21 protein-coding genes are annotated in these 22,947 nt (G+C 27.4%); 11 read left to right on the forward strand and 10 right to left on the reverse strand.

Annotated elements, in window-relative coordinates:
* Positions 1 to 71 precede the first annotated feature (71 nt).
* Positions 72 to 512 (reverse strand): hypothetical protein, encoded by a 441-nt coding sequence (locus DAD81_RS19610; protein ID WP_111710019.1) that lies wholly within the window; start codon positions 510 to 512, stop codon positions 72 to 74.
* A gap of 314 nt (positions 513 to 826) precedes the next feature.
* Here DAD81_RS19610 and DAD81_RS19615 point away from each other — a divergent pair, with 314 nt between their 5' ends.
* Positions 827 to 1,432 carry a WG repeat-containing protein gene (locus DAD81_RS19615; RefSeq protein WP_111710020.1) on the forward strand — a complete coding sequence of 202 codons (606 nt, stop codon included), beginning with the start codon at positions 827 to 829 and terminating at the stop codon, positions 1,430 to 1,432.
* Between the two features lie 11 nt (positions 1,433 to 1,443).
* On the forward strand, positions 1,444 to 1,875 hold the full coding sequence (locus DAD81_RS19620; protein WP_111710021.1) for a DUF2267 domain-containing protein: 432 nt from the start codon (positions 1,444 to 1,446) through the stop codon (positions 1,873 to 1,875).
* Positions 1,876 to 1,956: 81 nt separating this feature from the next.
* Here DAD81_RS19620 and DAD81_RS19625 read toward each other — a convergent pair whose 3' ends face one another.
* The 4 genes from DAD81_RS19625 to DAD81_RS19645 form a co-directional block, all read right to left on the reverse strand.
* Positions 1,957 to 2,259 carry an HPF/RaiA family ribosome-associated protein gene (locus DAD81_RS19625; RefSeq protein ID WP_111710071.1) on the reverse strand — a complete coding sequence of 101 codons (303 nt, stop codon included), beginning with the start codon at positions 2,257 to 2,259 and terminating at the stop codon, positions 1,957 to 1,959.
* A gap of 986 nt (positions 2,260 to 3,245) precedes the next feature.
* Positions 3,246 to 4,082 (reverse strand): universal stress protein, encoded by an 837-nt coding sequence (locus tag DAD81_RS19635; RefSeq protein WP_111710023.1) that lies wholly within the window; start codon positions 4,080 to 4,082, stop codon positions 3,246 to 3,248.
* A gap of 92 nt (positions 4,083 to 4,174) precedes the next feature.
* Positions 4,175 to 5,233 (reverse strand): response regulator, encoded by a 1,059-nt coding sequence (locus DAD81_RS19640; RefSeq protein ID WP_111710024.1) that lies wholly within the window; start codon positions 5,231 to 5,233, stop codon positions 4,175 to 4,177.
* Positions 5,230 to 6,474 carry a PAS domain-containing sensor histidine kinase gene (locus DAD81_RS19645; RefSeq protein WP_111710025.1) on the reverse strand — a complete coding sequence of 415 codons (1,245 nt, stop codon included), beginning with the start codon at positions 6,472 to 6,474 and terminating at the stop codon, positions 5,230 to 5,232. The genes DAD81_RS19640 and DAD81_RS19645 overlap by 4 nt, the downstream gene beginning before the upstream one ends.
* Positions 6,475 to 6,700: 226 nt before the next feature.
* On the opposite strand from DAD81_RS19645, the gene DAD81_RS19650 reads away from it, so the two are divergent.
* Positions 6,701 to 7,918, forward strand: coding sequence for a metallophosphoesterase (locus DAD81_RS19650; protein WP_111710026.1), 1,218 nt, complete (start codon positions 6,701 to 6,703; stop codon positions 7,916 to 7,918).
* A gap of 160 nt (positions 7,919 to 8,078) precedes the next feature.
* Here the strand turns inward: DAD81_RS19650 and DAD81_RS19655 are convergent, their stop codons facing one another.
* From DAD81_RS19655 to DAD81_RS19670, 4 genes are read right to left on the reverse strand one after another with little or no spacing between them, the layout of a single operon-like run.
* Positions 8,079 to 8,573 carry a hypothetical protein gene (locus tag DAD81_RS19655; RefSeq protein ID WP_111710027.1) on the reverse strand — a complete coding sequence of 165 codons (495 nt, stop codon included), beginning with the start codon at positions 8,571 to 8,573 and terminating at the stop codon, positions 8,079 to 8,081.
* A gap of 18 nt (positions 8,574 to 8,591) precedes the next feature.
* Complete coding sequence (locus DAD81_RS19660) at positions 8,592 to 9,578, reverse strand: MlaD family protein (RefSeq protein ID WP_111710028.1); 987 nt, start codon at positions 9,576 to 9,578, stop codon at positions 8,592 to 8,594.
* An 8-nt stretch (positions 9,579 to 9,586) separates the two neighbouring features.
* Entirely contained in the window at positions 9,587 to 10,327 is a 741-nt protein-coding gene (locus tag DAD81_RS19665) for an ABC transporter ATP-binding protein (RefSeq protein WP_111710029.1), read from the reverse strand.
* 2 nt (positions 10,328 to 10,329) lie between these two features.
* A complete protein-coding gene (locus DAD81_RS19670) occupies positions 10,330 to 11,112 on the reverse strand; it encodes an MlaE family ABC transporter permease (protein WP_111710030.1) in 783 nt (260 codons plus the stop codon).
* A 165-nt stretch (positions 11,113 to 11,277) separates the two neighbouring features.
* Between DAD81_RS19670 and DAD81_RS19675 the strand changes: the two genes are divergently transcribed.
* Entirely contained in the window at positions 11,278 to 12,204 is a 927-nt protein-coding gene (locus tag DAD81_RS19675) for a L,D-transpeptidase (protein ID WP_245949375.1), read from the forward strand.
* Between the two features lie 62 nt (positions 12,205 to 12,266).
* Here DAD81_RS19675 and DAD81_RS19680 read toward each other — a convergent pair whose 3' ends face one another.
* The gene (locus DAD81_RS19680; protein ID WP_111710031.1) at positions 12,267 to 12,776 is read right to left on the reverse strand and encodes a nicotinate-nucleotide adenylyltransferase; all 510 of its coding nucleotides are present in this window, start codon (positions 12,774 to 12,776) and stop codon (positions 12,267 to 12,269) included.
* 559 nt (positions 12,777 to 13,335) lie between these two features.
* Between DAD81_RS19680 and DAD81_RS20780 the strand changes: the two genes are divergently transcribed.
* From DAD81_RS20780 to DAD81_RS19715, 7 genes are all read left to right on the forward strand, one after another.
* Positions 13,336 to 13,527 carry a hypothetical protein gene (locus DAD81_RS20780; protein ID WP_157961199.1) on the forward strand — a complete coding sequence of 64 codons (192 nt, stop codon included), beginning with the start codon at positions 13,336 to 13,338 and terminating at the stop codon, positions 13,525 to 13,527.
* A 5-nt stretch (positions 13,528 to 13,532) separates the two neighbouring features.
* Positions 13,533 to 13,904: a GerW family sporulation protein gene (locus DAD81_RS19690; RefSeq protein WP_111710033.1), complete on the forward strand. Its 372-nt coding sequence runs from the start codon at positions 13,533 to 13,535 to the stop codon at positions 13,902 to 13,904.
* A 362-nt stretch (positions 13,905 to 14,266) separates the two neighbouring features.
* Positions 14,267 to 14,680: an HYC_CC_PP family protein gene (locus DAD81_RS19695; protein ID WP_111710034.1), complete on the forward strand. Its 414-nt coding sequence runs from the start codon at positions 14,267 to 14,269 to the stop codon at positions 14,678 to 14,680.
* Positions 14,681 to 14,789: 109 nt separating this feature from the next.
* Positions 14,790 to 18,554 carry an efflux RND transporter permease subunit gene (locus DAD81_RS19700; protein WP_111710035.1) on the forward strand — a complete coding sequence of 1,255 codons (3,765 nt, stop codon included), beginning with the start codon at positions 14,790 to 14,792 and terminating at the stop codon, positions 18,552 to 18,554.
* Positions 18,555 to 18,565: 11 nt separating this feature from the next.
* Entirely contained in the window at positions 18,566 to 19,807 is a 1,242-nt protein-coding gene (locus tag DAD81_RS19705; RefSeq protein ID WP_111710036.1) for a TolC family protein, read from the forward strand.
* Position 19,808: 1 nt separating this feature from the next.
* The gene (locus DAD81_RS19710; protein ID WP_111710037.1) at positions 19,809 to 20,366 is read left to right on the forward strand and encodes a helix-turn-helix domain-containing protein; all 558 of its coding nucleotides are present in this window, start codon (positions 19,809 to 19,811) and stop codon (positions 20,364 to 20,366) included.
* Between the two features lie 75 nt (positions 20,367 to 20,441).
* A complete protein-coding gene (locus DAD81_RS19715) occupies positions 20,442 to 22,943 on the forward strand; it encodes a heavy metal translocating P-type ATPase (protein WP_111710038.1) in 2,502 nt (833 codons plus the stop codon).
* Positions 22,944 to 22,947: the final 4 nt, after the last annotated feature.

Consider the following 22,947-nt stretch of genomic DNA (forward strand, 5'->3'; position numbering starts at 1 on the left):
TCCTCTTAAAAGGTATTATGTAAAAATGTTATATCTAGGTTACATTGCTTCTACTAAAATTATAAAATTCTTTAAGTAATTAACTTTTTTACCTTTTTTTCTCTCATTACTTTTTCTACAATATTGAAAATATTTTTTTTAAGTTCTTTGTAATCATAAAAATAATTTTCTAATTCTTCTTGTAAGTCATAATGTTTCAATAAAAAAGTTTTATTATCAATCATACTTTTAGTTGAAATTAAATCTGAAAGAACCATTTCATGTTCTTCAATCATTTTTAAATAGGTTTTACCTGATTTTTTTTCAATTGATATTTTATTTACTAGCGATTCAATTTTTTTATACAAACCATCATGTAAAAAATCAATATAATTTGAACCCAATAAATGTTCTAAAAAAACCATTTCATCTTCAATAAATTTAACTTCAGATTTCCATTGCATGGAAGCATAATGTAATTCTTCATTGCTTTTATGTTTTCCGTACCAGTCTTTATTTATTTTATTTTTCATATTAAGGGAATTTAAATTGTTAACATTTCTATTTTATTAAATTATTTTACCCAAACAAAACAATAAGAAAACTTTGTTTTTAAATTCTGTTTTTTGATTTGGTTGTTATTTTTTTCTTCTTATAAAGTAAAATTTATTTTTCTTATTAACTAAGTTCTATATAATATTCGGCATTTTATATGATATTAATCAAGAACTAAAATTATCATTTTTAAAATGGTAATTGTAAATTTTTTTATTGTGTGATTTATTGATGAATATCATTTATTTTATTCATTAGTAATCTTAATTTCAATGTATTAAATAAGTATATTATGAAAACTCTATTAATTTTTATTATTTGTTTTTGTTTAAACTCTCAAGGGTATTCACAAATTATTGGATCATTAGACAAAGTAACACCTTTTAATGACGAATTCTCTGCAGTTAAAAAAGGTGACAAATGGGGATTTATTAATAAAAATGGAACCTTAGTTGTAGACTTTAGGAGTGATTTTGTTTTAAATAAAACAAAATCAAATAACCCACACCCTATTTTTGTTAATGAACGATGTTTAATTAAACAGTTAATTAATGACGTAAGTTATTACGGATTTATAAACACCAATGGTGAAAAAATAATTCCTGCTACCTTTTTAAATGCTTCACAATTTAAAGATGGTTATGCTATTGTCTCAGTACTTTTAAAAGATTCTATTGGGTTTAATAAAGTATTGCAAAAAAGTATTTCTTCATACGAAATTGAAGAATATGTAATTGATAAATCTGGAACTCGTATTAAATATTTAGAAAACCCTTTGAATTATAATATTACAAAATTGAAATCTCAAACGCCTCCAAAATTGCGTTCAAAATTTATAGCTCCACATTTGGTAGCTGTTCTTAAAAAAAACCAGAAATGGGATATTTATAAATTCTAAATTACTAAAAAATGGCACTTAACTTTAATCACTTTGCATTAGAAGCGAATACTTTTATGAAAAAGTATGCGAAAGAATTACAGCTAGGTAATGATATGGACCAAGCAGGAAGGATTCTATCTTCAATTTTACATGGATTACGCCACGTTATATCACCTGAAGAATCTTTACAACTAATGGCGCAATTCCCTATGTTTTTAAAAGCTGTATATGTAAATGGCTGGAATGCACATTCAAAAGAAAAAATTAAAAAAATGAATGATTTTATTGAATTAATTAGAGATTTAAATGGTGTTACAGCCTGGCATGATTTTGAAACTGATGAATTAGCAGAAGAATATATAAATAAAACATTTAAACTATTAAAAGCATATATTTCATTAGGTGAATTAGAAGATATTAAAAGCGAATTACCTAAGGAATTAAAATCAATAATTTCATAAAACAATATGTTTAAATATATTTGATATGCATAAAAGTTAATTTCAATTAAATGGAATTACTATATAAAGCCAATTAATATTTTATTGATAAGGTTTCATTTTACTTTTCAGTTTTTCTAATTGAATTTCTAAATCACGTATTGTTTCAGCCGCAGCTTCTTCGTAACTAATTTCATTAGAACCTGCAAAAATTTTGGGACCTATATGGCTTAATTGTATTTCGCAAATTTGCCCTTTTCCTTTTGGATCTGTTTTGTGTTTAAAAAATACTTGAGCTTTAATAATCCAGCTATACTTTTTATATAATTTATTTAACTTTTTTGTTACAAATGATTCCAAATAATCATTAGTTGGTAATTTTACAAATTGAATAATGATTTCCATAGTACGAACTTTTAAGATTAACATTCTATTAAATATACTAAGAAATAAAAGATTATGCTATGATATTTATCAAATAAAGATCTTTTTACAACCAATTATATCTAAAAAAATTTGACAAGTAAACTCACCTTTAAAATCTTTTTATTTAAGATTTACAGCTAAAAAAAAAGAGACAAGAGATTAAAACCTCTTGTCTCTTTATAAAGTATTAAACCACTTACCAAACTATTAAATAAACTTATTATGTCAATTTCTGAAAAACCGAAACTTAAATTATTTTATAATTCAACCAAACTTAAATACCCCATACCCAATAATGAATATATTTTAAAGAAACAGGGAGATAAAACTCCCTGTTTCTAATTATGAAAAAATTTTAGCAACTTATTAACTTAGATATAATCTTTCAATATTTTTACTTCTAAAAATAAATACTAAACCAAAACTAGTTAAGAGTATCTAAATCTTTTCATTATTTTTTTATAATTATTAATTTGTCTGAACTTATAACTTGATACTACAAATATATTAACTGGTATCTACCAAAACAATGATAATGAACAAGTTTAAATATGATAGTGATCAATTAAAAATAAAAAAACCGTAGCCTCGGTTTAATAAGAACATTCCTATTAGAAAAAGAAATATATAAATTATTTGAACAAATTTAATATTTATATAGCCTAACCATATAACCATATATTTTGGTAAAATAAACAGCGCTAAACCTAAAAAAAATGTTGCCCAGCCTATTAGGGTAATAATTATTCTAAAATCATTTTCCCATACATTGTGAAATAAAATATTTAAAATTCCTATAACTATAGTATTTAAAGATATTAGAATCACAAACTTTTGATCATTTAGATCATTCATTATTTGTGAAATTCTTTTTGGATTGAAACTTAATATTAAGAAAATAACAATTAAAAACCATCCCCAAAATTTTGCTAAAAAAAGTGACGTATTTTCCATTTTTACAATTTTTATTCATGCAACACTAAAAATGGAATTTCTGTATGATAACTAATATCTTCAACAGTTGGTTTAAATAAGATTCTTTGAAAAAGATTTATATTTTTCGCAATCATAACTATCATATCTACATCTCTACTTTCAACAAAACACTGTATCCCTTGTTCTATTTTTTTATTAGTAATAAAATGAAAACTATGATTCTCATTAGCAAAAAAGTTACTTAAGAATTCCTTATTTTCTATTTGAAAATCTGTTAATTCTTCGCCTTTTCTACCAACATGAAGTATTCTTAAAGATGATAAGTTTCTTTTTGCTAAATTTAATATTTCTAATAAAATATCAGGATTATAATAAATATTATAATCTGTAGGAAAAGCAATTTCTCTTGGAATTTTATACTTTGAATTTTCTGGTACTATTAAAACAGGACATTTAACCTGTGTAATTAAGTCAGCTGTATTACTTCCTATAATTATTTCACTAAGCCCTGAGGCTCCTTTTGTACCCATAACTATAAAATCTATATTATTTTCTTTAATTTGAGATTTTACAGCATCAATAAAAAAATTATAACTGTTTAGTAATTTAAAATGGTGATTTTTATTCTTATCAATATTTTTTACTTTTTCCAATAACTTCTCTAAATCAACTTTAGATTTATTTATTAGAGTTTCATCAATTTTTATTCCTGAAGTAATAGCGGTATCCTCATTAATTAAATAAGAATACATTGTAACGTGCAACAAGTAGAATGTACATTCTGTATTTACAAAATAATTTAAGCCATACTTTATGGCATTCCACGAATTGTCTGAAAAATCTGTAGGAATTAATATGTTTCTCATTTTCTTCTCTTTTTAAATTATAATTAAAATTAAAAAGTAAATCATAATTATAAAATGATATATATCAAAACAAGCTTAATTATTTTAAAAAATTAATTTACCTTTTTTAATCTTTTTAGATCTAAAATTTCAATATTATAACCATTAATATTAATAAGTCCTTCTTTTTTAAAATCAGAAATAGTTCTAATAAAAGTTTCTGTTGCAATTCCTGCAATACTTGCCAAATCACTTCTTGAAATTTTTATAGTATCTTCAGGTTTCTTTTTAATTTTTTCAGTGAATTTTAAAATTGTATTTGCTGTTTTTTTACGAACAGAACTATAAGCCATTTGTAATAATTGACCTTTAAATTCGGAAACACTATCTGTTAAAAAATCTATTAACTCTAAGGTTACATCATGATTATTTTGTAAAATAGTTTTTAAATCTTTTTTTGATAAACGTAAAACTTGTACTTTTTCTATTGATGTTGTAGATTCTTGATAAGGAATATTATGTGAAAAGGATGTAAAACCAAAAAAATCACTTTCTTTATAAAGTGCTGTAATTAATTCTTTCCCATGTTCATCAACATTATATGCTTTTACAACTCCTTTTTTAACTAAATATATATAATTAGAATTTCCGCCTTCTTGATAAATAATTTCATTTGGCAAAAAAGAATATTCATTTAATTTTTCATAGAAGAATTTTTTAAGGTTTTTTAAATTTTTTATTTGCGTATCAGACTTATCAACTATTTCATTTATAGGTTTGTTTTCAAAACTTTCTTTAATAATAGCAACCTTGGCAAGCCTACTCTCAATTGCAGTATATAATTCAGATTCATCAAAAGGTTTTGTAATATAATCATCCGCCCCCATGTTCATTCCCTTTCTAATATCTTTCTGTTCTGTTTTGGCAGAAAGAAATATAAACGGAATATGTTTTGTGTTTTTGTCTTTTGAAAGTAGTTGTAAAACCCCATAACCATTTAATTCTGGCATCATAATATCACAAATAATAATATCTGGAATATGTTTTCTTGCCTGAATTAATCCACTTTTCCCATCTGGCGCACATACAACTTTGTAATTTGCAAGTTCTAAAAGTTCCGCTGTATTTTCCCTAACTACCTTATCATCTTCAATTAATAAAATTTTTTTCATGGCTTATAACTTATAGGTAATTCAATTTTAAAAATTGAGCCCTCATTTATTGTACTTTTAAAACAAATAGAACCTCCTAGATTCTCTATATGCGATTTTACTATATTTAATCCAATACCCGTTCCTTGAGTATTTAATACATTCTCTGCCCTAAAATACCGGTTAAAAATAAACTTCTGATCTTTTTGGGGAATACCAATACCTTTATCAGAAATTTCAAAAATAATATTCCCATTTTTTTTATTAAATTTTAAATCTATATCTGAATTTTGCGGTGAATATTTAATAGCATTATTAATTACATTGGTTAATGCTAATTCTAAAATTTTTTCATCTTGATAAAGTATGTAATCATCTAAATCTTGAAAAATATTAATCTTTTGTCTATTTTTTAAAAGAAGATTAGCATTATAAACTACTTCATTTATAATTTTAGTTAAATTAAATCTGGTAAACTTATAAATAACTTTATTAGATTCTATTTGCTCTATAGATAAAAAATCATTCAAAATATTATTCAAATAATGAACCTTATTTGCAATTATATTAATGTGTCTATCCCGTTTTTCTTGTTGTTCTCCAAGTGTATATTTATTTAACAACATAGTTGAAGTTAAAATACCACTAAGTGGGGTTTTAAATTCATGAGAAACTAAGGACAAAAATTTACTTTTTAATTCATTTAGTTCTATTTCTTTTTTTAGTGCAATTTTTATTTTTTCTTCGGCATGAGTTCTTTTCTTAATTTCTAACTTAAAATTTTCATTTAAGTCTTTTAATTGACTAATTGTATTTACCAATTCAGCAGTTCTTTGCTCAATTTTAGTTTCTAATTGAGAATTCAAGAATTTAATTTTTCTCTCGTTCTCTTTTCGCTTGGTTATATCTATAACTAAAGCAATTATGTAAGTGTTTCCATTAACATTAAATGGGTTTAAGCCAATTTCTACTGGAAATTCTTTTAAGTTTTTAGTAATCCCAAATAAATTCATTTCACTAGAAACTTTTCTAATGCTACTTTTTTTTAAATAAGAATTAAAATGTTTTGGATGTAAAGAATGGTATTCTTTTGGAATTAAAATTTCTAATGGTTGGTTAATTAACTCTTCCTTTTTATAGCAAAACATCTCCTCTATTGAAGAATTTGAAGCAGTTATTATTCGTTTATCATTAACAACAATAACTCCTTCAGGAATCGCTTCAAAAAGAATATCAAAAATATTTTGATTCAGATGAAACATAATACTTTATGCTTTAAAAATTCATATTTATAAAGTTCGTGAAAAATAATTAAAATATTCATTTTTAAAGACTTAATTTATAAATCTTAGAACATGTGATTGTTATCATTTTAAAACTAATTTTCAAATACTAATTTTAGTATAAATTGAAAAATTAACTTAAACGTTAACTTAAAAAAAAGTAAGTCAAAAACTTATATTAAAATAATAAACACAAACAGTTACAATGCGAAAAGTTTCATTTAAAACAATTTTATTTTTATGTGCAGCTATTATTATTGTTGATATTATTGCTTTTTACTGGTTACAATCCATTACTCAATTAATCACAATACCATATGTACAAAACATTATAAATGTTTTATTTTGGGCATTTACAATAGGGCAAACTACAGCCATTATATTTTTAAAAATTAGACTTAAAAATCTGAATCCCTATCGTAAACAAATTTTAATTTCCTCTCTCTATGGAATTTCAATTCTATCATTTATTCCTAAATTTATCTTTGTAATAATTATAAGTAGTTTGTATTTTACAAATTATTATTTTTCTGAAAAAGAATCTTTAATTATTGTTCCTCTTGTGGGGCTTTTATCTGGAATTCTTCCTTTTACCGTAATTCTATTTGGAATTTTTAAAACTTTATATAGATTTAAAATCCATCGTATAAAAATTGAACTTAACACATTACCTAAAAATTTTGAAAAACTTAAATTTATACAAATTTCAGATCTTCATTTAGGAAGCTTCAGCTTTAGATATCATATATTAGAAAGAGCTGTGAAATTAATTAATCACCAAGAACCTGATTTTATATTTTTTACGGGAGATTTAGTAAATAACCATGCCTGGGAATTAAAAGGCTGGGAAAATGTACTTAAAAAATTGAAATCTAATATAGGAAAATACGCCGTATTAGGAAATCATGATTATGGCGATTATAGTACATGGAAATCTTTAAAAGCCAAACAATCCAATTTTGAACTTATTAAATATTTTTATAAAAAAATTGACTTCAAGTTACTTTTAAACGAGGCTAAAATTATAAACTATGAACAAGAAAAAATGGCTATTATTGGAGTTGAAAACTGGGGTAATCCTCCATTTAAACAATATGGTAATTTAAAAAAGGCTCTTAAAGATGTAAAATCAATTCCCTTTAAAATTTTATTATCACATGACCCAAATCATTGGAGTGAAGAGGTTGTAAAAAATACAGATATTCAATTAACACTTTCTGGCCATACACACGGAATGCAAGCAGGAATAAATTATAAAACAAAAAAGTGGAGTCCAATTCAATATAAATATAAACATTGGGCTGGGTTATATAATTTGGGTAAACAATTTTTATATGTAAATAGAGGTTTAGGATGGCTTGGTTTCCCCGGAAGATTAGGAATGCGACCTGAAATTACCCTAATTACTTTCAAAAGAAAATAATATTGATTCTTCATTTGTGGTATTAACACCATCTTTCCCTAAACTTAATACAAAATCTCATTGTATGAGTTTAGATTTACAATAAATTGAGATTTTTCAGCACCGTTAAGAATTAAATAACTTTTAGTTTTTAACATTTAGAAAACATACAAGAAATAAATTATTTAATGTATCCCACCTTTTTCTTAATTGCAGGAACTTCCCATTCCACCATTTTTTTTAAAAACTCATCTACTTTTTCTATAATTACTTTTTCTGTTATATTTTCTGGTGTAAAAATTGCCAAATTAGTATCATCCTCACCATCAATCATATTTTCAGGAACCGGAAATAACATAAAAACATTAATATCTCCGCTATAAGATTGTGAAAACACTAACGCTCCGCCTTGTATAAACTGATATGATGGAATTTTATTTGTACTTTCTATTAAGTCTGGAGGAAAAGAATCAAAGGTAATATTCACAGCTTCATTAGAATTTATCCAACTCAATTCTTGAACTCGCCACCCAATATTGTATTGATTTACAATATTATTTAATGTTTTTAGCAGTAAATCTCTTGTTTTAGTTTCCCATAAAATTTTCTTTTCAATAACCGTTTTTATAGATGTTTTATAATCTTTAATACGCTCTTCTAAATGTTCAATTTTCATAATTTTAAATTTTAAGAGTTACTTCTTATTCTTCTCTTCTTTAGCTTTTTGTCTTTCTAATTTTTTAAAATAACCACGCGTTAAAAAATTATGTTTTAAGGCTTCTAAGTTTTCATTTAGTTTAATACTTCCCTTTTCCAAATTTTTCATAGTAGAATCTATTTTCTCAACAAAAGTACTGTCCTTTAAAAAATAGTTTATTGCTCCAGGTCCATTAGTAGCGTTTAATAAAACTTCTTTTATTTTTAATACAACAGTGTCAATACCTTCACTAGATTGCTCCAAATTTGTAATAATAGCTTTAAATTGAATGGCAGAAACGGTATCACTAAGTATCAATCCTGCTAAACTTTTATCATAATTAATTGCTGTAATAATATTTTTAATTTCTTCCATGGATTTAGAAGCATTTAAGCTCATACTTTTTAAATTAGAACTGGTTTTTTTTAAATTTGAAGCCATTTCTTGATCGGTAATTAACAAACCTAATGTTCCCTTTCCTTGTGTTATAGATGAAGTAATTTTTAATAAATCTGAAACTAACAAAGCTGCATTTTCATTGGTACTGTTTAATGTTGAAAGTATATCGGTAGTTGTAATTCTACTATAAGTTTTAATAGTATCTCCTGGTTTTAATTGAGTTGAAGCTTTATGATTAGGTACAATATTTATAACCATACTACCTACCAAACCATCAGACCCTATTGCTGCAATAGCATTCTTTTTTATATGTTTTAAAATTTTATATTCTAAAATCATATCCACACATATAGCAGTGTCATTTTGCATTGTAATCCTTTTTACCGTACCAATATTAATACCTGAATACCTAACATTATTTCCCAGTTGCAATCCATTTACATTATTAAAAACAGCACTTACATTAAACGTTTTTCCAAAAATATTTTGCCTATTTCCTATAAAGTATAATATAGAAATTAAGAGTAATGTACCAATTACAATAAATAATCCTAAACTGATTTTTTGAGAATTTGACTTTTTCATTTCTTTAACTATTTAAAAAATGACTTAACTTTTTTATCTTTTGAATTTTCTAACTCCTTAAAAGTTCCCTCTACATAATTAGTACCGTCAATTAATAAGATCATTCTATTTGAAATTACTCTGGCACAATCAATATCGTGTGTAATTATTAGTGACGATGTGCTATATTTTTCTTGAATATCCCTCATTAATTGAATAATTTCTTTGGCCGTTATTGGGTCTAAACCTGTTGTTGGCTCATCATAAATCATGATTTTTGGTTTTAATATTAACGTTCTAGCCAATGCAACACGTCTTTTCATTCCTCCTGAAAGTTCATCTGGCATTAAATCAATTGCTGAAAGAAGCCCAACACTCTCTAAACTTTCAATAACCAATTCATCTTTATTTTCATACATTTCTTTATGATTACGTAGTGGGAATTCTAAATTTTCACGAACCGTCATAGAATCATATAAAGCACTTCCCTGAAATAAAAACCCAATTTTTGTTCGCAAAATATTTAAATCCGTTTGTTTTAATTTTGAAATATCTTTTCCCATTATATGAATTTCTCCACTATCTGCATACATTAACCCAACTAAGCATTTTATCATAACAGATTTTCCTGAACCAGATTTACCCATAATCACTAAATTTTCTCCTTTATATAAATCCATTGAGAAATCAATTAGCACATGATTATTATCAAAACTTTTATTTAAGTTTTTAATTTCTAAAACGGGCTTTATGTTTGTATCTTTTTTCATAATTAAATTTCAAAAAATATGTCTGAAACAAAAACAGCAATAAAATCAATAATAAATAATAACATTGATGAATAAACTACTGCTGAATTAGAAGCTTCACCTACTCCTACAGTTCCTTTTTTACAGTAAAAACCTTTAAAACAACCTACTAAGCCAATTGCAAATCCAAAGAAAAAAGATTTTATTGTGGCGGGTAAAACATCCGAAAATTTTAGCGCATTCACTACTTTATTAAAATAGAGTAAAAATGAAACCTCTCCCTTTAAATATTCCACCAAGGCAGATCCAAATAATGCAATGGCATCTCCCAAAATAATTAATAACGGTAACATAAGAGTAGCCGCTAAAACACGAGTAACAACTAAGTATTTAAATGGATTTGTGCCTGACACTTCCATAGCGTCAATTTGTTCAGTAACACGCATAGAACCAAGCTCGGCTCCTATTCCTGAACTAATTTTACCGGCACAAATTAGCGCAATTATTATAGGCCCAATTTCTCGTACTATTGAAATGCTAACCATAGATGGCATCCAAGCTTCAGCTCCAAATTCCATAAGAGTTGGACGAGATTGTAAGGTAAAAACCAATCCCAAAATAAACCCTGTAATACTAACCAACAATATGGATTTATTTCCCATATTGTAACATTGCCTCATTAACTCTTTAAACTCAAATGGTTTTGTAAAAGCTTCTTTAAAAAAACGTAAAGCAAAGTATATGAGTTCTCCTATTTCAAGAAAAAAAGTTTTTATACCTTTTGATACTTTAAGTGAAATTGCCATAATTAGATATTTTAGTCAAGATTCACTCTTCAAATATCGCACTTTGTTCTACTATTCTCAAATGATATATATCAGTTTAAAAAATCTTAGAAAGTGATTTTAGTTATTTGAAAAGAACTCAATTAAAAATAACTTTACTAAAAAGACAATTACAAATAGTTAATTATGATACTCACATTAAAAATACTATTTAAAAACTTTGGAGTTATTGCACTTCTAATTGGTGTTTGTTCTTTAAATAAAATGAATAAAAGTTATGATATCTCTATAATAAAATCTAATAGTGATTCTTTAAAAACAGTATTAATTACCAAAAATATTAAAGTAAAAAATTATTTTAATTTTATTGATTCTATTGTTAATTCACATAACAAAACAGCTAATTACAAATTAACGGAACATTTATTAGTGCGTTATAACCCTTGGATTATTGATTCATTAGTACAAACTGATTATTATAAAATGAAACAGAAAGATTCATTTACTTACAATCAAAAAGAATTGATTGCCTTAAAAAAGGGAACTAAAATTAGAATACCTGATTCAATAGCAACAGTTAACCTTTTAAACAAATTTGCTAAAACAAAAATAGACATTAATATTCCCGAATTTAAATTAAGAATTTTTGAAGATACTCTTTGTAAATATGAATTTAGTGTAAGAGTTGGCCGTAACGAAAAAAAATATTTAAAAATGGGAGATAGAATTACCGATTTAAGAACTATAAGAGGGAAAGGAAAAATTGTAAAACATATTCGCAACCCTAGTTATTATAATCCTACAAATGGTCATAAATATTACCTAACTACACGAGATGATTTAAAAATCACAAAAATGCCTCAAATACCATATATTGAAACTGAAATTAACGGTATTCGTAATGGCCAAATGATACATCCAACAACTAACCCCATAACATTAGGGAAAGCATACTCTAATGGCTGTATTGGAGCTTCGGAAGGTAATATTTGGATAATTTATTATTATGCAGAAATTGGAACAACAGTAAATATTAGATACGATTTAAATTGTGTAAATGATAAAGGTGAAAATATAAAACTTAAAAATATTTATAATTATAAAAAAAATTAACACTTAAAGTTAAAAAAAGAAGTTCCTGTAAACAAGAACTTCTTTTTTATTTATAAGAACATCTAAATAATATTTCCTTCATTATCTGTAAATACTTTAATACGTTTTCCGTTATTTTCTAAGATAATTTTGAATGTTTTCGTGATTTTACCTGAATCATCATAATTTGCTAAATAAACATTATTTGTTATACTCCAGTTAGGATAAGTTTCTCCTATTAAATTAAGAGTTTCTCTAGGTATTTTGACTCCTCTATACTTTTCAGTTGTTTTTAAAATATCACCATTTTTATTATAAACTGCTAATATTTTCCCTTGAGGTATAAAAAATGAAATTGCAAAAGTATCATATTCTTCATTATAATATTTCGAATTTATCAAATCAAAACTTGCTGCTTTTTGTTCTAAAACAGAAACAGGAAATGAAGTTTTCTCCACACCTAATTCAGATAGATATTTATAATTTAAAGCAGTTATTACTACCTCAGATAATTCTTCATCTCTTGTTATTACTTGTGCTTGTGTTTGGATGGCAAATCCAAAAATAATTAAGCCTATAATTAATTTTTTCATCACTTTATATTTATTAATTAATAATTGAAGTAATATTAAATACTTCCCTTTTCATAATTAAAGATATAGTAGATAATTTCAATAAAAAATGAATTTAATCAGTTATACTTATGATACTTATCAAGCTCTCTAATAATAACTTAAAGAAAAAAAACTTTCTCAAAATAATTAAAAATAATATCAGCCGTTTTGATCGATATCATTGACAAATTTCATTAAATATTGTTACTTCAAGGTAAATAAATAAGTTATGGTTTTAACAAGTTTTTTAATATTGATTTTACTGGTTATTATTTATTTATTAATAATACCAATTATTCTATTTATTGATACCAATACAAATCAATATTACATTCAATTAAAAGGTTTTGCAAAAGCAAGTATTGAATCCAGAAAAATTGAATTCTTAAGAGTAAAACTCAACATTCTTTTTATGACATTTTATTTTTATCCAATACAATACAAACAATCTAAAAAAAAGAATTTAAATGAGAAAAAATTAACACATAAACGATTCTCAAATTTCAAGAGAATAATGCGCCTATTAAAATCATTTAAAGTGAAGAAATTTTTAATAAATATAGATACTGGAGATCCTATTTTAAATGCAAAATTATATCCAATATTTTCATTATTAAATATTTCTAAAGGAAACTTTAATGTGAATTTTAAAAATATAAATCAATTGACTCTGCATTTAGAAAACAGACCCATTGATATTATAAAATCATATATTAATCTAAAAAAATAATAATTATGGAATTACATTTTGACGAATTATTGAAACAAATTACGGACTTCATTAAAACTGAAGCGAAAACAGAAACTGTTGTTGGTAAAGCATTTGATTTAGGAGAATTTAAGTGTGTACCAGTAATTAAAGTAGGATTAGGATTTGGATCTGGTGGAGGAGAAGGTTTTGAAAAAAAAGACCTTAAAGGTGAAGGTATGGGAGCTGGAGCTGGTGTAGGAATCGAGCCAATTGGATTTTTAGTAACTAAAGATGATGAAATCTCATTTCTTGAAGCTGGTAAAACTCATGGATTAGCTGCTTTATTTGAAAAAGTTCCGGATCTTATTGAAAACCTAGCCAAAGCTAGAATGACTCAAGAAGAGGAACCTGTTTAAAACACAATCCTTTTTTTGTTAATCACTAATTAAAAAGTAACCTCTTTATTTTAATTAAATTTTAAAAGAAAGAGGTTATTTTTATTATTAACCTTAAAATTTAAAAATAACCTAAACCTTTATAAAAATTACATCTTACTTTAAAACTCTTTTCCTGCTCACAGATTAAGGCATATACAGTTTAAATTATAATTATTACATTTTTAATTATCAACAAAACCAATGCAATAAACACACTTATTTAAGTAATTTTAAAAGGATTATCTATTTTAAAAGATTACAACAAACTGTTCTCCTTATAATTTGTTAAAAAAAGTTAAAATTATTTAGAATCATTCAATTTTTCTACCTTTGTAAGAATTATGAAGCAGGTATTCCATAAAATAGTCGCATTCTTAATGGCTTTTGTAGTGTTATTCTCTACAATGTCATTTACTATTGATATGCATTATTGTGGCGATACTTTAGTTGATTCATCTATTTTTCACAAAGCAGAAACTTGTGGAATGGAAATGGAAAAGTCTTCTGAAAAAGACTGTTCAATTTCTAAGAAAAATTGTTGTAGCAATGAACAATTAAATGTTGAAGGAACAAATGAATTACAAAATTCAATAGATACTATTTCTTTTGAACAACAGCTATTTATTTCATCATTTATTTATACCTACATTAACCTTTTTGAAGGTTTAAAAGCCAATACATCTTCTTTTGAAACTTATAGGCCACCACTCGTTAATAAGCTAATCTTTAAGCTAGACGAGACTTATTTAATTTGATTTTTAAACAATAGATTGTGATATCCTATAATAGTAATATTATAAGGATAATTTGTTGTATTCGGTGTTTTTTCAACACTACTTTCTAACTATTTAATAATCAAAACTAATGCTAAATAAAAGCATAAAATTCTTAATAGAACATAAATTCATTTCAGTTTTACTACTCGTCCTTTTTGTAAGTTGGGGAATTGTAAATGCCCCTTTTAATTGGAATACTGGATTTTTACCAAGTAACCCTGTTGCTGTAGATGCAATACCTGATATAGGCGAAAACCAACAAATTGTATTCACCAAATGGGATGGACGTTCGCCACAAGATATTGAAGACCAAATTACATATCCCTTAACCTCTTCCCTATTAGGAATTCCAGGGGTAAAAACCATTCGTAGTTCTTCTATGTTCGGCTTCTCAAGTATCTATATTATTTTTGAAGAAGACATTGAATTTTACTGGAGTAGAAGTCGTATTCTCGAGAAATTAAATTCATTACCAAGTAATTTATTACCAGATGGAATAAACCCTACTTTAGGTCCAGATGCAACAGGATTAGGTCAGATATATTGGTACACATTAGAAGGTCGTGATGAAAGCGGAAATGTGACTGGTGGTTGGGATTTACAAGAATTAAGAAGTGTTCAAGATTTCTATGTAAAATATGGGTTATCATCTGCCAGCGGTGTTTCTGAAGTTGCTTCTATTGGAGGTTATGTACAAGAATATCAAATTGATGTAAATCCAGAATTAATGCGTCAGTATAATATTGGATTAAACCAAGTTGTAAAAGCAGTTAAGGAAAGCAACAAAGACATTGGCGCACAAACTTTAGAAATCAATAAAGTGGAATATTTAGTACGTGGATTAGGCTATGTTAAATCCGTTGAAGATATTAAAAACGCTGTTGTGACTTCCCAAAATTTTACTCCCATTAAAATTAAAGATATTGCAAAAGTATCTTTAGGCCCTGCAGCCCGACGTGGATTACTAGATAAAGAAGGTGCTGAAGTTGTTGGTGGTGTTGTAATTGCAAGATATGGCGCCAACCCAATGAAAGTGATCACCAATTTAAAAACAAAAATAGAAGAACTTAAAGGCGGACTGCCTTATAAAATATTGGCTAACGGGAGAACCTCTCAGCTAACTATCGTTCCTTTTTACGATCGTTCAGAACTTATTGTAGAAACCTTAGACACTCTTAGTGAAGCACTAACCTTAGAAATTTTAATCACAATTTTAGTAATTATTGTTATGGTCTTTAATTTAAGAGCCTCCATTTTAATTTCCGGATTGTTACCTGTAGCTGTGTTAATGGTTTTTATTGCTATGAAACTATTTAATGTAGACGCTAATATTGTGGCACTTTCTGGTATTGCAATTGCTATTGGAACAATGGTAGATGTTGGCGTTATACTTGCAGAAAATATGATTCGGCATTTAGATGAAAAAAGACTACAATTAAAAGAAGATGGCACACCTTTTACAACTAATGAAATTGTATACAATGCAACTGCCGAAGTTTCAGGTGCTATTTTAACTGCGGTTTTAACTACAATTATAAGTTTTGTACCTGTTTTTACCATGATTGGTGCCGAAGGTAAACTATTTAGACCTTTAGCCTTTACAAAAACAATGGCGTTATCCGCATCTTTGGTAATTGCCTTATTTATAATTCCACCATTTGCAGCGTATTTATTCCGTAAAACAATACTTAAAAATTCATTTAAACATATTATTAATGGCACTTTAATAGTTGCCGGGTTTGTAATTATAATAAATGGTTATTGGTTAGGAATCATTTTAACTGCTTTAGGAATTACTGGTTTACTAGGAGTTTTAGGGAAATTAAATAAGAAGAAAGTAAATTTAATAAACATCATTATTTCTTCAGTGGCTATTGTTTTCCTTCTTGCTGAATATTGGAGACCTTTGGGTTTTAATCGTAGTATATCAATCAACCTTGTTTTTGTAACTATTATTTGCTTTATAATTTTAGGACTCTTTTCAATTTTCAGAAAATATTATGGCCAAATTTTAAAATGGGCTTTAGCTAACAAACTATTGTTTTTAATGATTCCAATAACTGTTCTTATTTCTGGTGTAGTCATTATGAAAAACACAGGAAAAGAATTTATGCCTTCTTTAAATGAAGGTTCTTTTTTACTTATGCCAACCTCATTACCACATGCAGGTGTAGAAGAAAACAAACGCATATTACAGCAATTAGATATGGCTGTTGCTAGTATTCCCGAAGTTGAAACTGTAGTTGGAAAAGCTGGTAGAACAGCTTCAGCTTTAGATCCTGCACCTTTATCTATGTATGAAAATATGATTCAGTATAAATCTGAATACATGCGTAATTCTGAAGGAAAAAGACAACGTTATAAAGTAAATGATGATGGCTTGTTTGAGTTGAATGATGGACGCTTTATTGTAAATCCGAATAATGCAGAAAATGACATCTTAAAAACTTCAATTCCGCACAGTACAGGCTCCATCAAAAGGTCTCAATTAATTGAAGACAACAATGGTGAATTCTTCCGTAACTGGCGGCCAGAAATTAAGAATCCTAATGATATTTGGAAGGAAATAATAAAAGTTAGCAAATTACCAGGAATTACCTCCGCACCAAAATTACAACCTATAGAAACAAGATTAATAATGCTCCAAACTGGTATGAGAGCACCAATGGGAATAAAAGTTAAAGGACAAGATTTAAAACAAATTGAAGCATTTGGATTAGAGCTAGAGAGCCTTTTAAAAAAAGTGGAAGGTGTTAAAATAGAAGCAGTTTTTGCAGATAGAATTGTTGGTAAACCGTATTTGCTAATTGATATTGATAGAGAGAAAATAGCACATTATGGAATTTCTATAGAAGATGTTCAAAGTGTGTTAAAAGTAGCAATTGGTGGTATGCCTTTAACGCAAACTGTTGAAGGAAGAGAACGTTATGCGGTTCGTGTACGTTACCCAAGAGAATTACGTGGCAATCCTGAAAACATAAAAGACATCTATATTCCCGTAGAAAAAGGAAGCCCTGTGCCTTTAAGTGAATTGGCCACTATTCGTTATGAAAAAGGTCCGCAAGTGATAAAAAGTGAAGACACCTTTTTGGTTGGCTATGTTTTGTTTGATAAACTAGACGGTTTTGCAGAAGTTGATGTTGTAGAAAATGCGCAAGCACTATTTCAGCAGAAAATAGATTCTGGCGAATTAATTGTTCCTAAAGGAGTCAGTTATAAATTCACTGGTACTTATGAGAACCAGCTACGAGCAGAAAAAACATTGGCAGTTGTTGTTCCATTGGCATTAGCTATCATCTTTTTAATTCTCTATTTTCAGTTTAAATCAGTAACAACATCATTAATGGTATTTACAGGAATTGCAGTTGCATTTGCAGGTGGTTTTATTATGATTTGGTTATATGGTCAAGATTGGTTTTTCAATTTTAGTCTCTTTGGTGAAAATATGCGAGATCTTTTTAATATGAAAACCATCAATTTAAGTGTGGCTGTTTGGGTTGGTTTTATAGCTTTATTTGGTATAGCTACAGATGATGGAGTTGTAATGGCAACCTATCTAACTCAAACTTTTAATCGTGACAAACCATCCGATAAAATGAGTATTAGAATTGCTGCTTTACAAGCTGCAGAAAAACGCATTCGTCCGTGTTTAATGACAACAGTAACTACTATTTTGGCTTTGTTACCGGTTTTAACTTCTACAGGAAAAGGAAGCGATATTATGATTCCAATGGCTATTCCAATTTTTGGAGGAATGGTGATTGATATTACCTCCTACTTTATTGTTCCCGTTTTATATAGCTGGAGAGAAGAGTTTCTTCTAAAAAGAATAGAAAACAAAAAAATAGATTAAAGCCTACAGATATGAAAAACATTCACAAACAAATCAGATTAAATGGAGTCTTTCTTCTTTGCTTTCTTTTCTTTTTTATGAAAGGACATACGCAGCAATTGGATAAACTCGTTCACGAAGCTTTAGATAACAATCCCGAAATTCAAAAATTTGAATTAAAGTATCGTATTGCTTCCGAAAAAATTAACGAAGTCAATACATTACCTAATACTGAAATTAGTGCTGGTTATTATGTACTAGAACCTGAAACACGAACAGGTACACAACGTTTTAAAGTATCAGCAAAACAAATGTTACCTTGGTTTGGTACTATTACTTCAAGAGAAAATTATGTAAGCTCTTTGGCGGATACAAAATATGAAGACATTGTAATTGCAAAACGAAAATTAATGGTTTCTGTATCCCAATCTTATTATAAATTATACGTAAACAAAGCAAAACAAGCAGTTTTAGTTGAAAACAGTAAACTACTTAAAACCTATGAAAACTTAGCATTAACAGGTATTGAAGTTGGTAAAGCATCAGCCGTAGACATTTTTAAATTACAAATACGTCAGAATGAATTGGAGCAATTAAAACAGGTTTTAGAACTGCAGTATTTAGCAGAGCAGACTGCTTTTAATAATTTGTTGAATAGAGAAAATGATATTAAGATTGATGTTGTTAATACATTATTAATGCCTTCCAAAGATTTTGAAATACCTACTAAAAATTTAGCATTGCATCCAGAATTACTGAAGTATGACAAACTATTTCAATCTGTAGAACAATCTGAATTATTAAATCAAAAAGAAAGTAATCCTTCTTTTGGTTTCGGATTAGACTATATCAATATTCAAGCAGGTTCTGATATTACTTTTAGTGAAAAAGGAAAAGACATTTTAATGCCAACAATATCATTATCTATTCCCATTTTTAGTAAGAAATACAAATCGAAAACCAAACAAAACAAATTACAACAGCAAGAAATTAAAGCGCAAAAGAAAGACCGTTTAAATATCTTAGAAACACTTTTAGAAAAAGCAATTAACGATAGAATTTCAGCCAGAATAAGTTATAACACACAATTAAAAAACCTAAAGAAAGCTAAAGATGCTGAGGGTATTTTAATCAGAAGCTATGAAACAGGAACTATTGATTTTAATGACGTTTTAGATATTCAAGAATTACAATTAAAGTTTCAAATGAATCAAATTGAAGCGATAAAAAACTATTATATTCAAACAACTAGTATTAATTATTTAATTAAGTAAAATGGCACATACATTAATAATAAAAAATATGGTTTGTGCTAGATGCAAAACAACAATTATAGAATTACTAACTAACAAAAATCTAGAGATTGAATCTATAGAATTAGGAAAGGTTGTTGTAAAAAACGACCTTAAAAACAACTATAATACCATTAAAAATGAGCTCAAAAAGTTAGGTTTTGAACTTATTAAAGATGAAACTAAAGTATTAATTGAAAAGATTAAATTAATTGTAATTCAGTGTATTTTAGAAAATAATACAGATCATATTATTTCAAAAATAACAAAAGAGATAGGCAAAAATGATTCAACAATTAGTAAGCTTTTTAGTAAATCAGAAGGTATTACACTTGAGAAATATATCATCAATTTAAAAATTGAAAAAGTAAAAGAGTACATACAATTGAATCAATTAAATTTTTCTGAAATAGCATACAATCTAAATTATAATAATAGCAGCCATTTGGCAAAACAGTTTAAAACAATAACCGGAATGTCAATGTCTGTATATCGAAAATCACAAGATTGGGATAGAAAAGAATTAGACCAAATTGTATAAAATAAAACCAAAATTAGGAAAACTTATTTTTTAAAACAGAGATACATTTGTTTATAAAATATAAAGAAATTTAAAATGAAACATACATATCATATTCACGGTATGACTTGCAACGGTTGTCGCGGTCATGTTGAAAAAACTCTATCAAAGATTGTGGGAGTTTCAAAAGCTACTGTCAATTTAGAAAAGGCCAATGCTGTGATTGAGATGGAAACAAATATTCCAATAGAGAAATTTCAAGAAGCATTGCAAAATGATGGCGGTAGTTATAGTATTCATAAATTAGGAGAACATCACCATCATACATCAATTAAAAAAGAAGCAAAGCCAAAAGGAAAAGGAACCGGAACATTTTATTGTCCAATGCATTGTGAAGGTGATAAAACCTATAACAAACCAGGCGATTGTCCGGTTTGTGGAATGGATTTAGTAGAGGAACAAAATCTATCTATTAATACATCAGAACAATGGACATGCTCAATGCATCCAGAAGTTATAAAAGACACATCTGGTGCCTGTCCTATTTGCGGAATGGATTTAGTACCTATGAAGCCAGATATTTCAGCTGAAGAAAAAACATATAAAAAGTTATTGAAAAAATTTCAAATTTCGGTTCTATTCACATTTCCAATATTTTTAATAGCAATGAGCGAAATGTTACCTAACAATCCGCTATACAATGTTATGGAACAAAAAATGTGGAATTGGGTTCAGTTTATACTAAGTCTTCCAGTAGTGTTTTATACTACATGGATGTTTTTTGAGCGTGCTTACAGAAGTATTAAAACATGGAACCTAAATATGTTTACACTGATAGGAATTGGAGCTGGTGTATCTTGGTTATTTTCTGTATTTGGAATGTTTTTTCCTGAAATATTCCCCAGTCAGTTTAAAACAGCATCTAATGCTGTACATGTTTATTTTGAAGCAGCAACTGTTATTTTAACTCTTGTACTACTAGGACAATTATTAGAAGCACGTGCACATAGTAAAACAAATTCAGCAGTAAAAGAATTACTAAAATTATCACCTAATAAAGCAATAAAAATTATAAATGGAATAGACGTTGAAGTTAGTATTGATAAGATTGAGTTACATAATATTTTAAAAGTAAAACCAGGCGATAAAATTCCTGTAGATGGTGTTATAACACAAGGAAATACAACTATTAATGAATCCATGATTACAGGAGAACCTCTTCCCGTAAACAAACAAAAAGGTGATAAAGTAAGCGGTGGTACTATAAATGGAAATCAATCTTTTTTAATGAAAGCTGAAAAAATTGGTAGTGACACCCTACTCTCTCAAATTATTCAGATGGTGAATGACGCTAGTAGAAGTCGTGCGCCAATTCAGAATTTAGCAGATAAAGTCTCAGGATATTTTGTTCCAATAGTTGTATTAATTTCGCTAATAACATTTGGAATTTGGGCTATTTGGGGGCCAGATCCAGTTTATGTTTACGCGTTTGTAAATGCCATTGCTGTATTAATAATTGCGTGTCCTTGTGCTTTAGGATTAGCTACGCCAATGTCTATAATGGTTGGTGTTGGTAAAGGTGCGCAAAATGGTGTATTGATTAAAAATGCAGAAGCACTAGAAAAAATGAACAAGGTAAACACACTAATTATTGATAAAACCGGAACCATAACCGAAGGAAAACCAACAGTAGAAAAAACAGCCTCATTCAATGCTATTTTAAGCAATAATGAAATACTTCAATACATTGTTTCTTTAAATAGTAATAGCGAACATCCCTTAGCTGAAGCCACCGTAAAATTTGGTAAAGATCAAAATATAGATATTTTAAAATCTAATGAATTTGCTTCCGTTACAGGTAAAGGAGTTGAAGCTACTATAAATGGTAAAAAAGTAGCCCTAGGAAATCCCCAAATGATGAGTTATGCGAATGCTAAAATCACTTCGCAAATGGAACTAGAAGCAAAAACCTATCAAAAACAAGGTAAAACAGTTTCTTATCTATCTGTAGATAAAACAGTAGTTGGTTATGTAGTTATTGAAGATAAAATCAAAAAAACGAGTGCAAAAGCTATTAAAATTCTTCAAGATAAAGGTATTTCAGTAATAATGCTTACTGGCGATAATTACGATACTGCACAAGCTGTAGCAACTGAATTGAATCTTACCAGTTTTAAAGCTAGTATGTTACCTGAAAATAAATTACAAGAAGTAACAGATTTACAACAAAAAGGAAAAGTAATTGCTATGGCTGGAGACGGAATTAATGATGCACCTGCACTGGCTAAAAGCGATGTTGGTATTGCAATGGGAACGGGAACTGATGTGGCAATTGAAAGCGCAATGATTACTTTGGTAAAGGGAGATTTACATGGAATTGTAAAAGCGCAACATTTAAGCAAAGAAGTAATGAAAAACATTAAGCAAAACCTATTTTTCGCCTTAATTTATAATACTATAGGAATACCAATTGCAGCAGGTGTATTATTTCCATATTTCGGAATTTTATTATCACCAATGATTGCTGCTTTAGCAATGAGTTTTAGCTCAGTTTCTGTTATTTCTAATGCATTACGATTAAAAAGAATTAAAATATAAAAAA

Source organism: Lutibacter citreus, from assembly GCF_003260195.1.
Classification (GTDB): Bacteria; Bacteroidota; Bacteroidia; order Flavobacteriales; family Flavobacteriaceae; genus Lutibacter; species Lutibacter citreus.

Coding starts and splice junctions, on each gene's coding strand:
- DAD81_RS19610 (WP_111710019.1), bottom strand. CDS start 512: ATGAAAAATAAAATAAATAAAGACTGGTACGGAAAACATAAAAGCAAT.
- DAD81_RS19615 (WP_111710020.1), top strand. CDS start 827: ATGAAAACTCTATTAATTTTTATTATTTGTTTTTGTTTAAACTCTCAA.
- DAD81_RS19620 (WP_111710021.1), top strand. CDS start 1,444: ATGGCACTTAACTTTAATCACTTTGCATTAGAAGCGAATACTTTTATG.
- DAD81_RS19625 (WP_111710071.1), bottom strand. CDS start 2,259: ATGGAAATCATTATTCAATTTGTAAAATTACCAACTAATGATTATTTG.
- DAD81_RS19635 (WP_111710023.1), bottom strand. CDS start 4,082: ATGAGAAACATATTAATTCCTACAGATTTTTCAGACAATTCGTGGAAT.
- DAD81_RS19640 (WP_111710024.1), bottom strand. CDS start 5,233: ATGAAAAAAATTTTATTAATTGAAGATGATAAGGTAGTTAGGGAAAAT.
- DAD81_RS19645 (WP_111710025.1), bottom strand. CDS start 6,474: ATGTTTCATCTGAATCAAAATATTTTTGATATTCTTTTTGAAGCGATT.
- DAD81_RS19650 (WP_111710026.1), top strand. CDS start 6,701: ATGCGAAAAGTTTCATTTAAAACAATTTTATTTTTATGTGCAGCTATT.
- DAD81_RS19655 (WP_111710027.1), bottom strand. CDS start 8,573: ATGAAAATTGAACATTTAGAAGAGCGTATTAAAGATTATAAAACATCT.
- DAD81_RS19660 (WP_111710028.1), bottom strand. CDS start 9,578: ATGAAAAAGTCAAATTCTCAAAAAATCAGTTTAGGATTATTTATTGTA.
- DAD81_RS19665 (WP_111710029.1), bottom strand. CDS start 10,327: ATGAAAAAAGATACAAACATAAAGCCCGTTTTAGAAATTAAAAACTTA.
- DAD81_RS19670 (WP_111710030.1), bottom strand. CDS start 11,112: ATGGCAATTTCACTTAAAGTATCAAAAGGTATAAAAACTTTTTTTCTT.
- DAD81_RS19675 (WP_245949375.1), top strand. CDS start 11,278: ATGATACTCACATTAAAAATACTATTTAAAAACTTTGGAGTTATTGCA.
- DAD81_RS19680 (WP_111710031.1), bottom strand. CDS start 12,776: ATGAAAAAATTAATTATAGGCTTAATTATTTTTGGATTTGCCATCCAA.
- DAD81_RS19690 (WP_111710033.1), top strand. CDS start 13,533: ATGGAATTACATTTTGACGAATTATTGAAACAAATTACGGACTTCATT.
- DAD81_RS19695 (WP_111710034.1), top strand. CDS start 14,267: ATGAAGCAGGTATTCCATAAAATAGTCGCATTCTTAATGGCTTTTGTA.
- DAD81_RS19700 (WP_111710035.1), top strand. CDS start 14,790: ATGCTAAATAAAAGCATAAAATTCTTAATAGAACATAAATTCATTTCA.
- DAD81_RS19705 (WP_111710036.1), top strand. CDS start 18,566: ATGAAAAACATTCACAAACAAATCAGATTAAATGGAGTCTTTCTTCTT.
- DAD81_RS19710 (WP_111710037.1), top strand. CDS start 19,809: ATGGCACATACATTAATAATAAAAAATATGGTTTGTGCTAGATGCAAA.
- DAD81_RS19715 (WP_111710038.1), top strand. CDS start 20,442: ATGAAACATACATATCATATTCACGGTATGACTTGCAACGGTTGTCGC.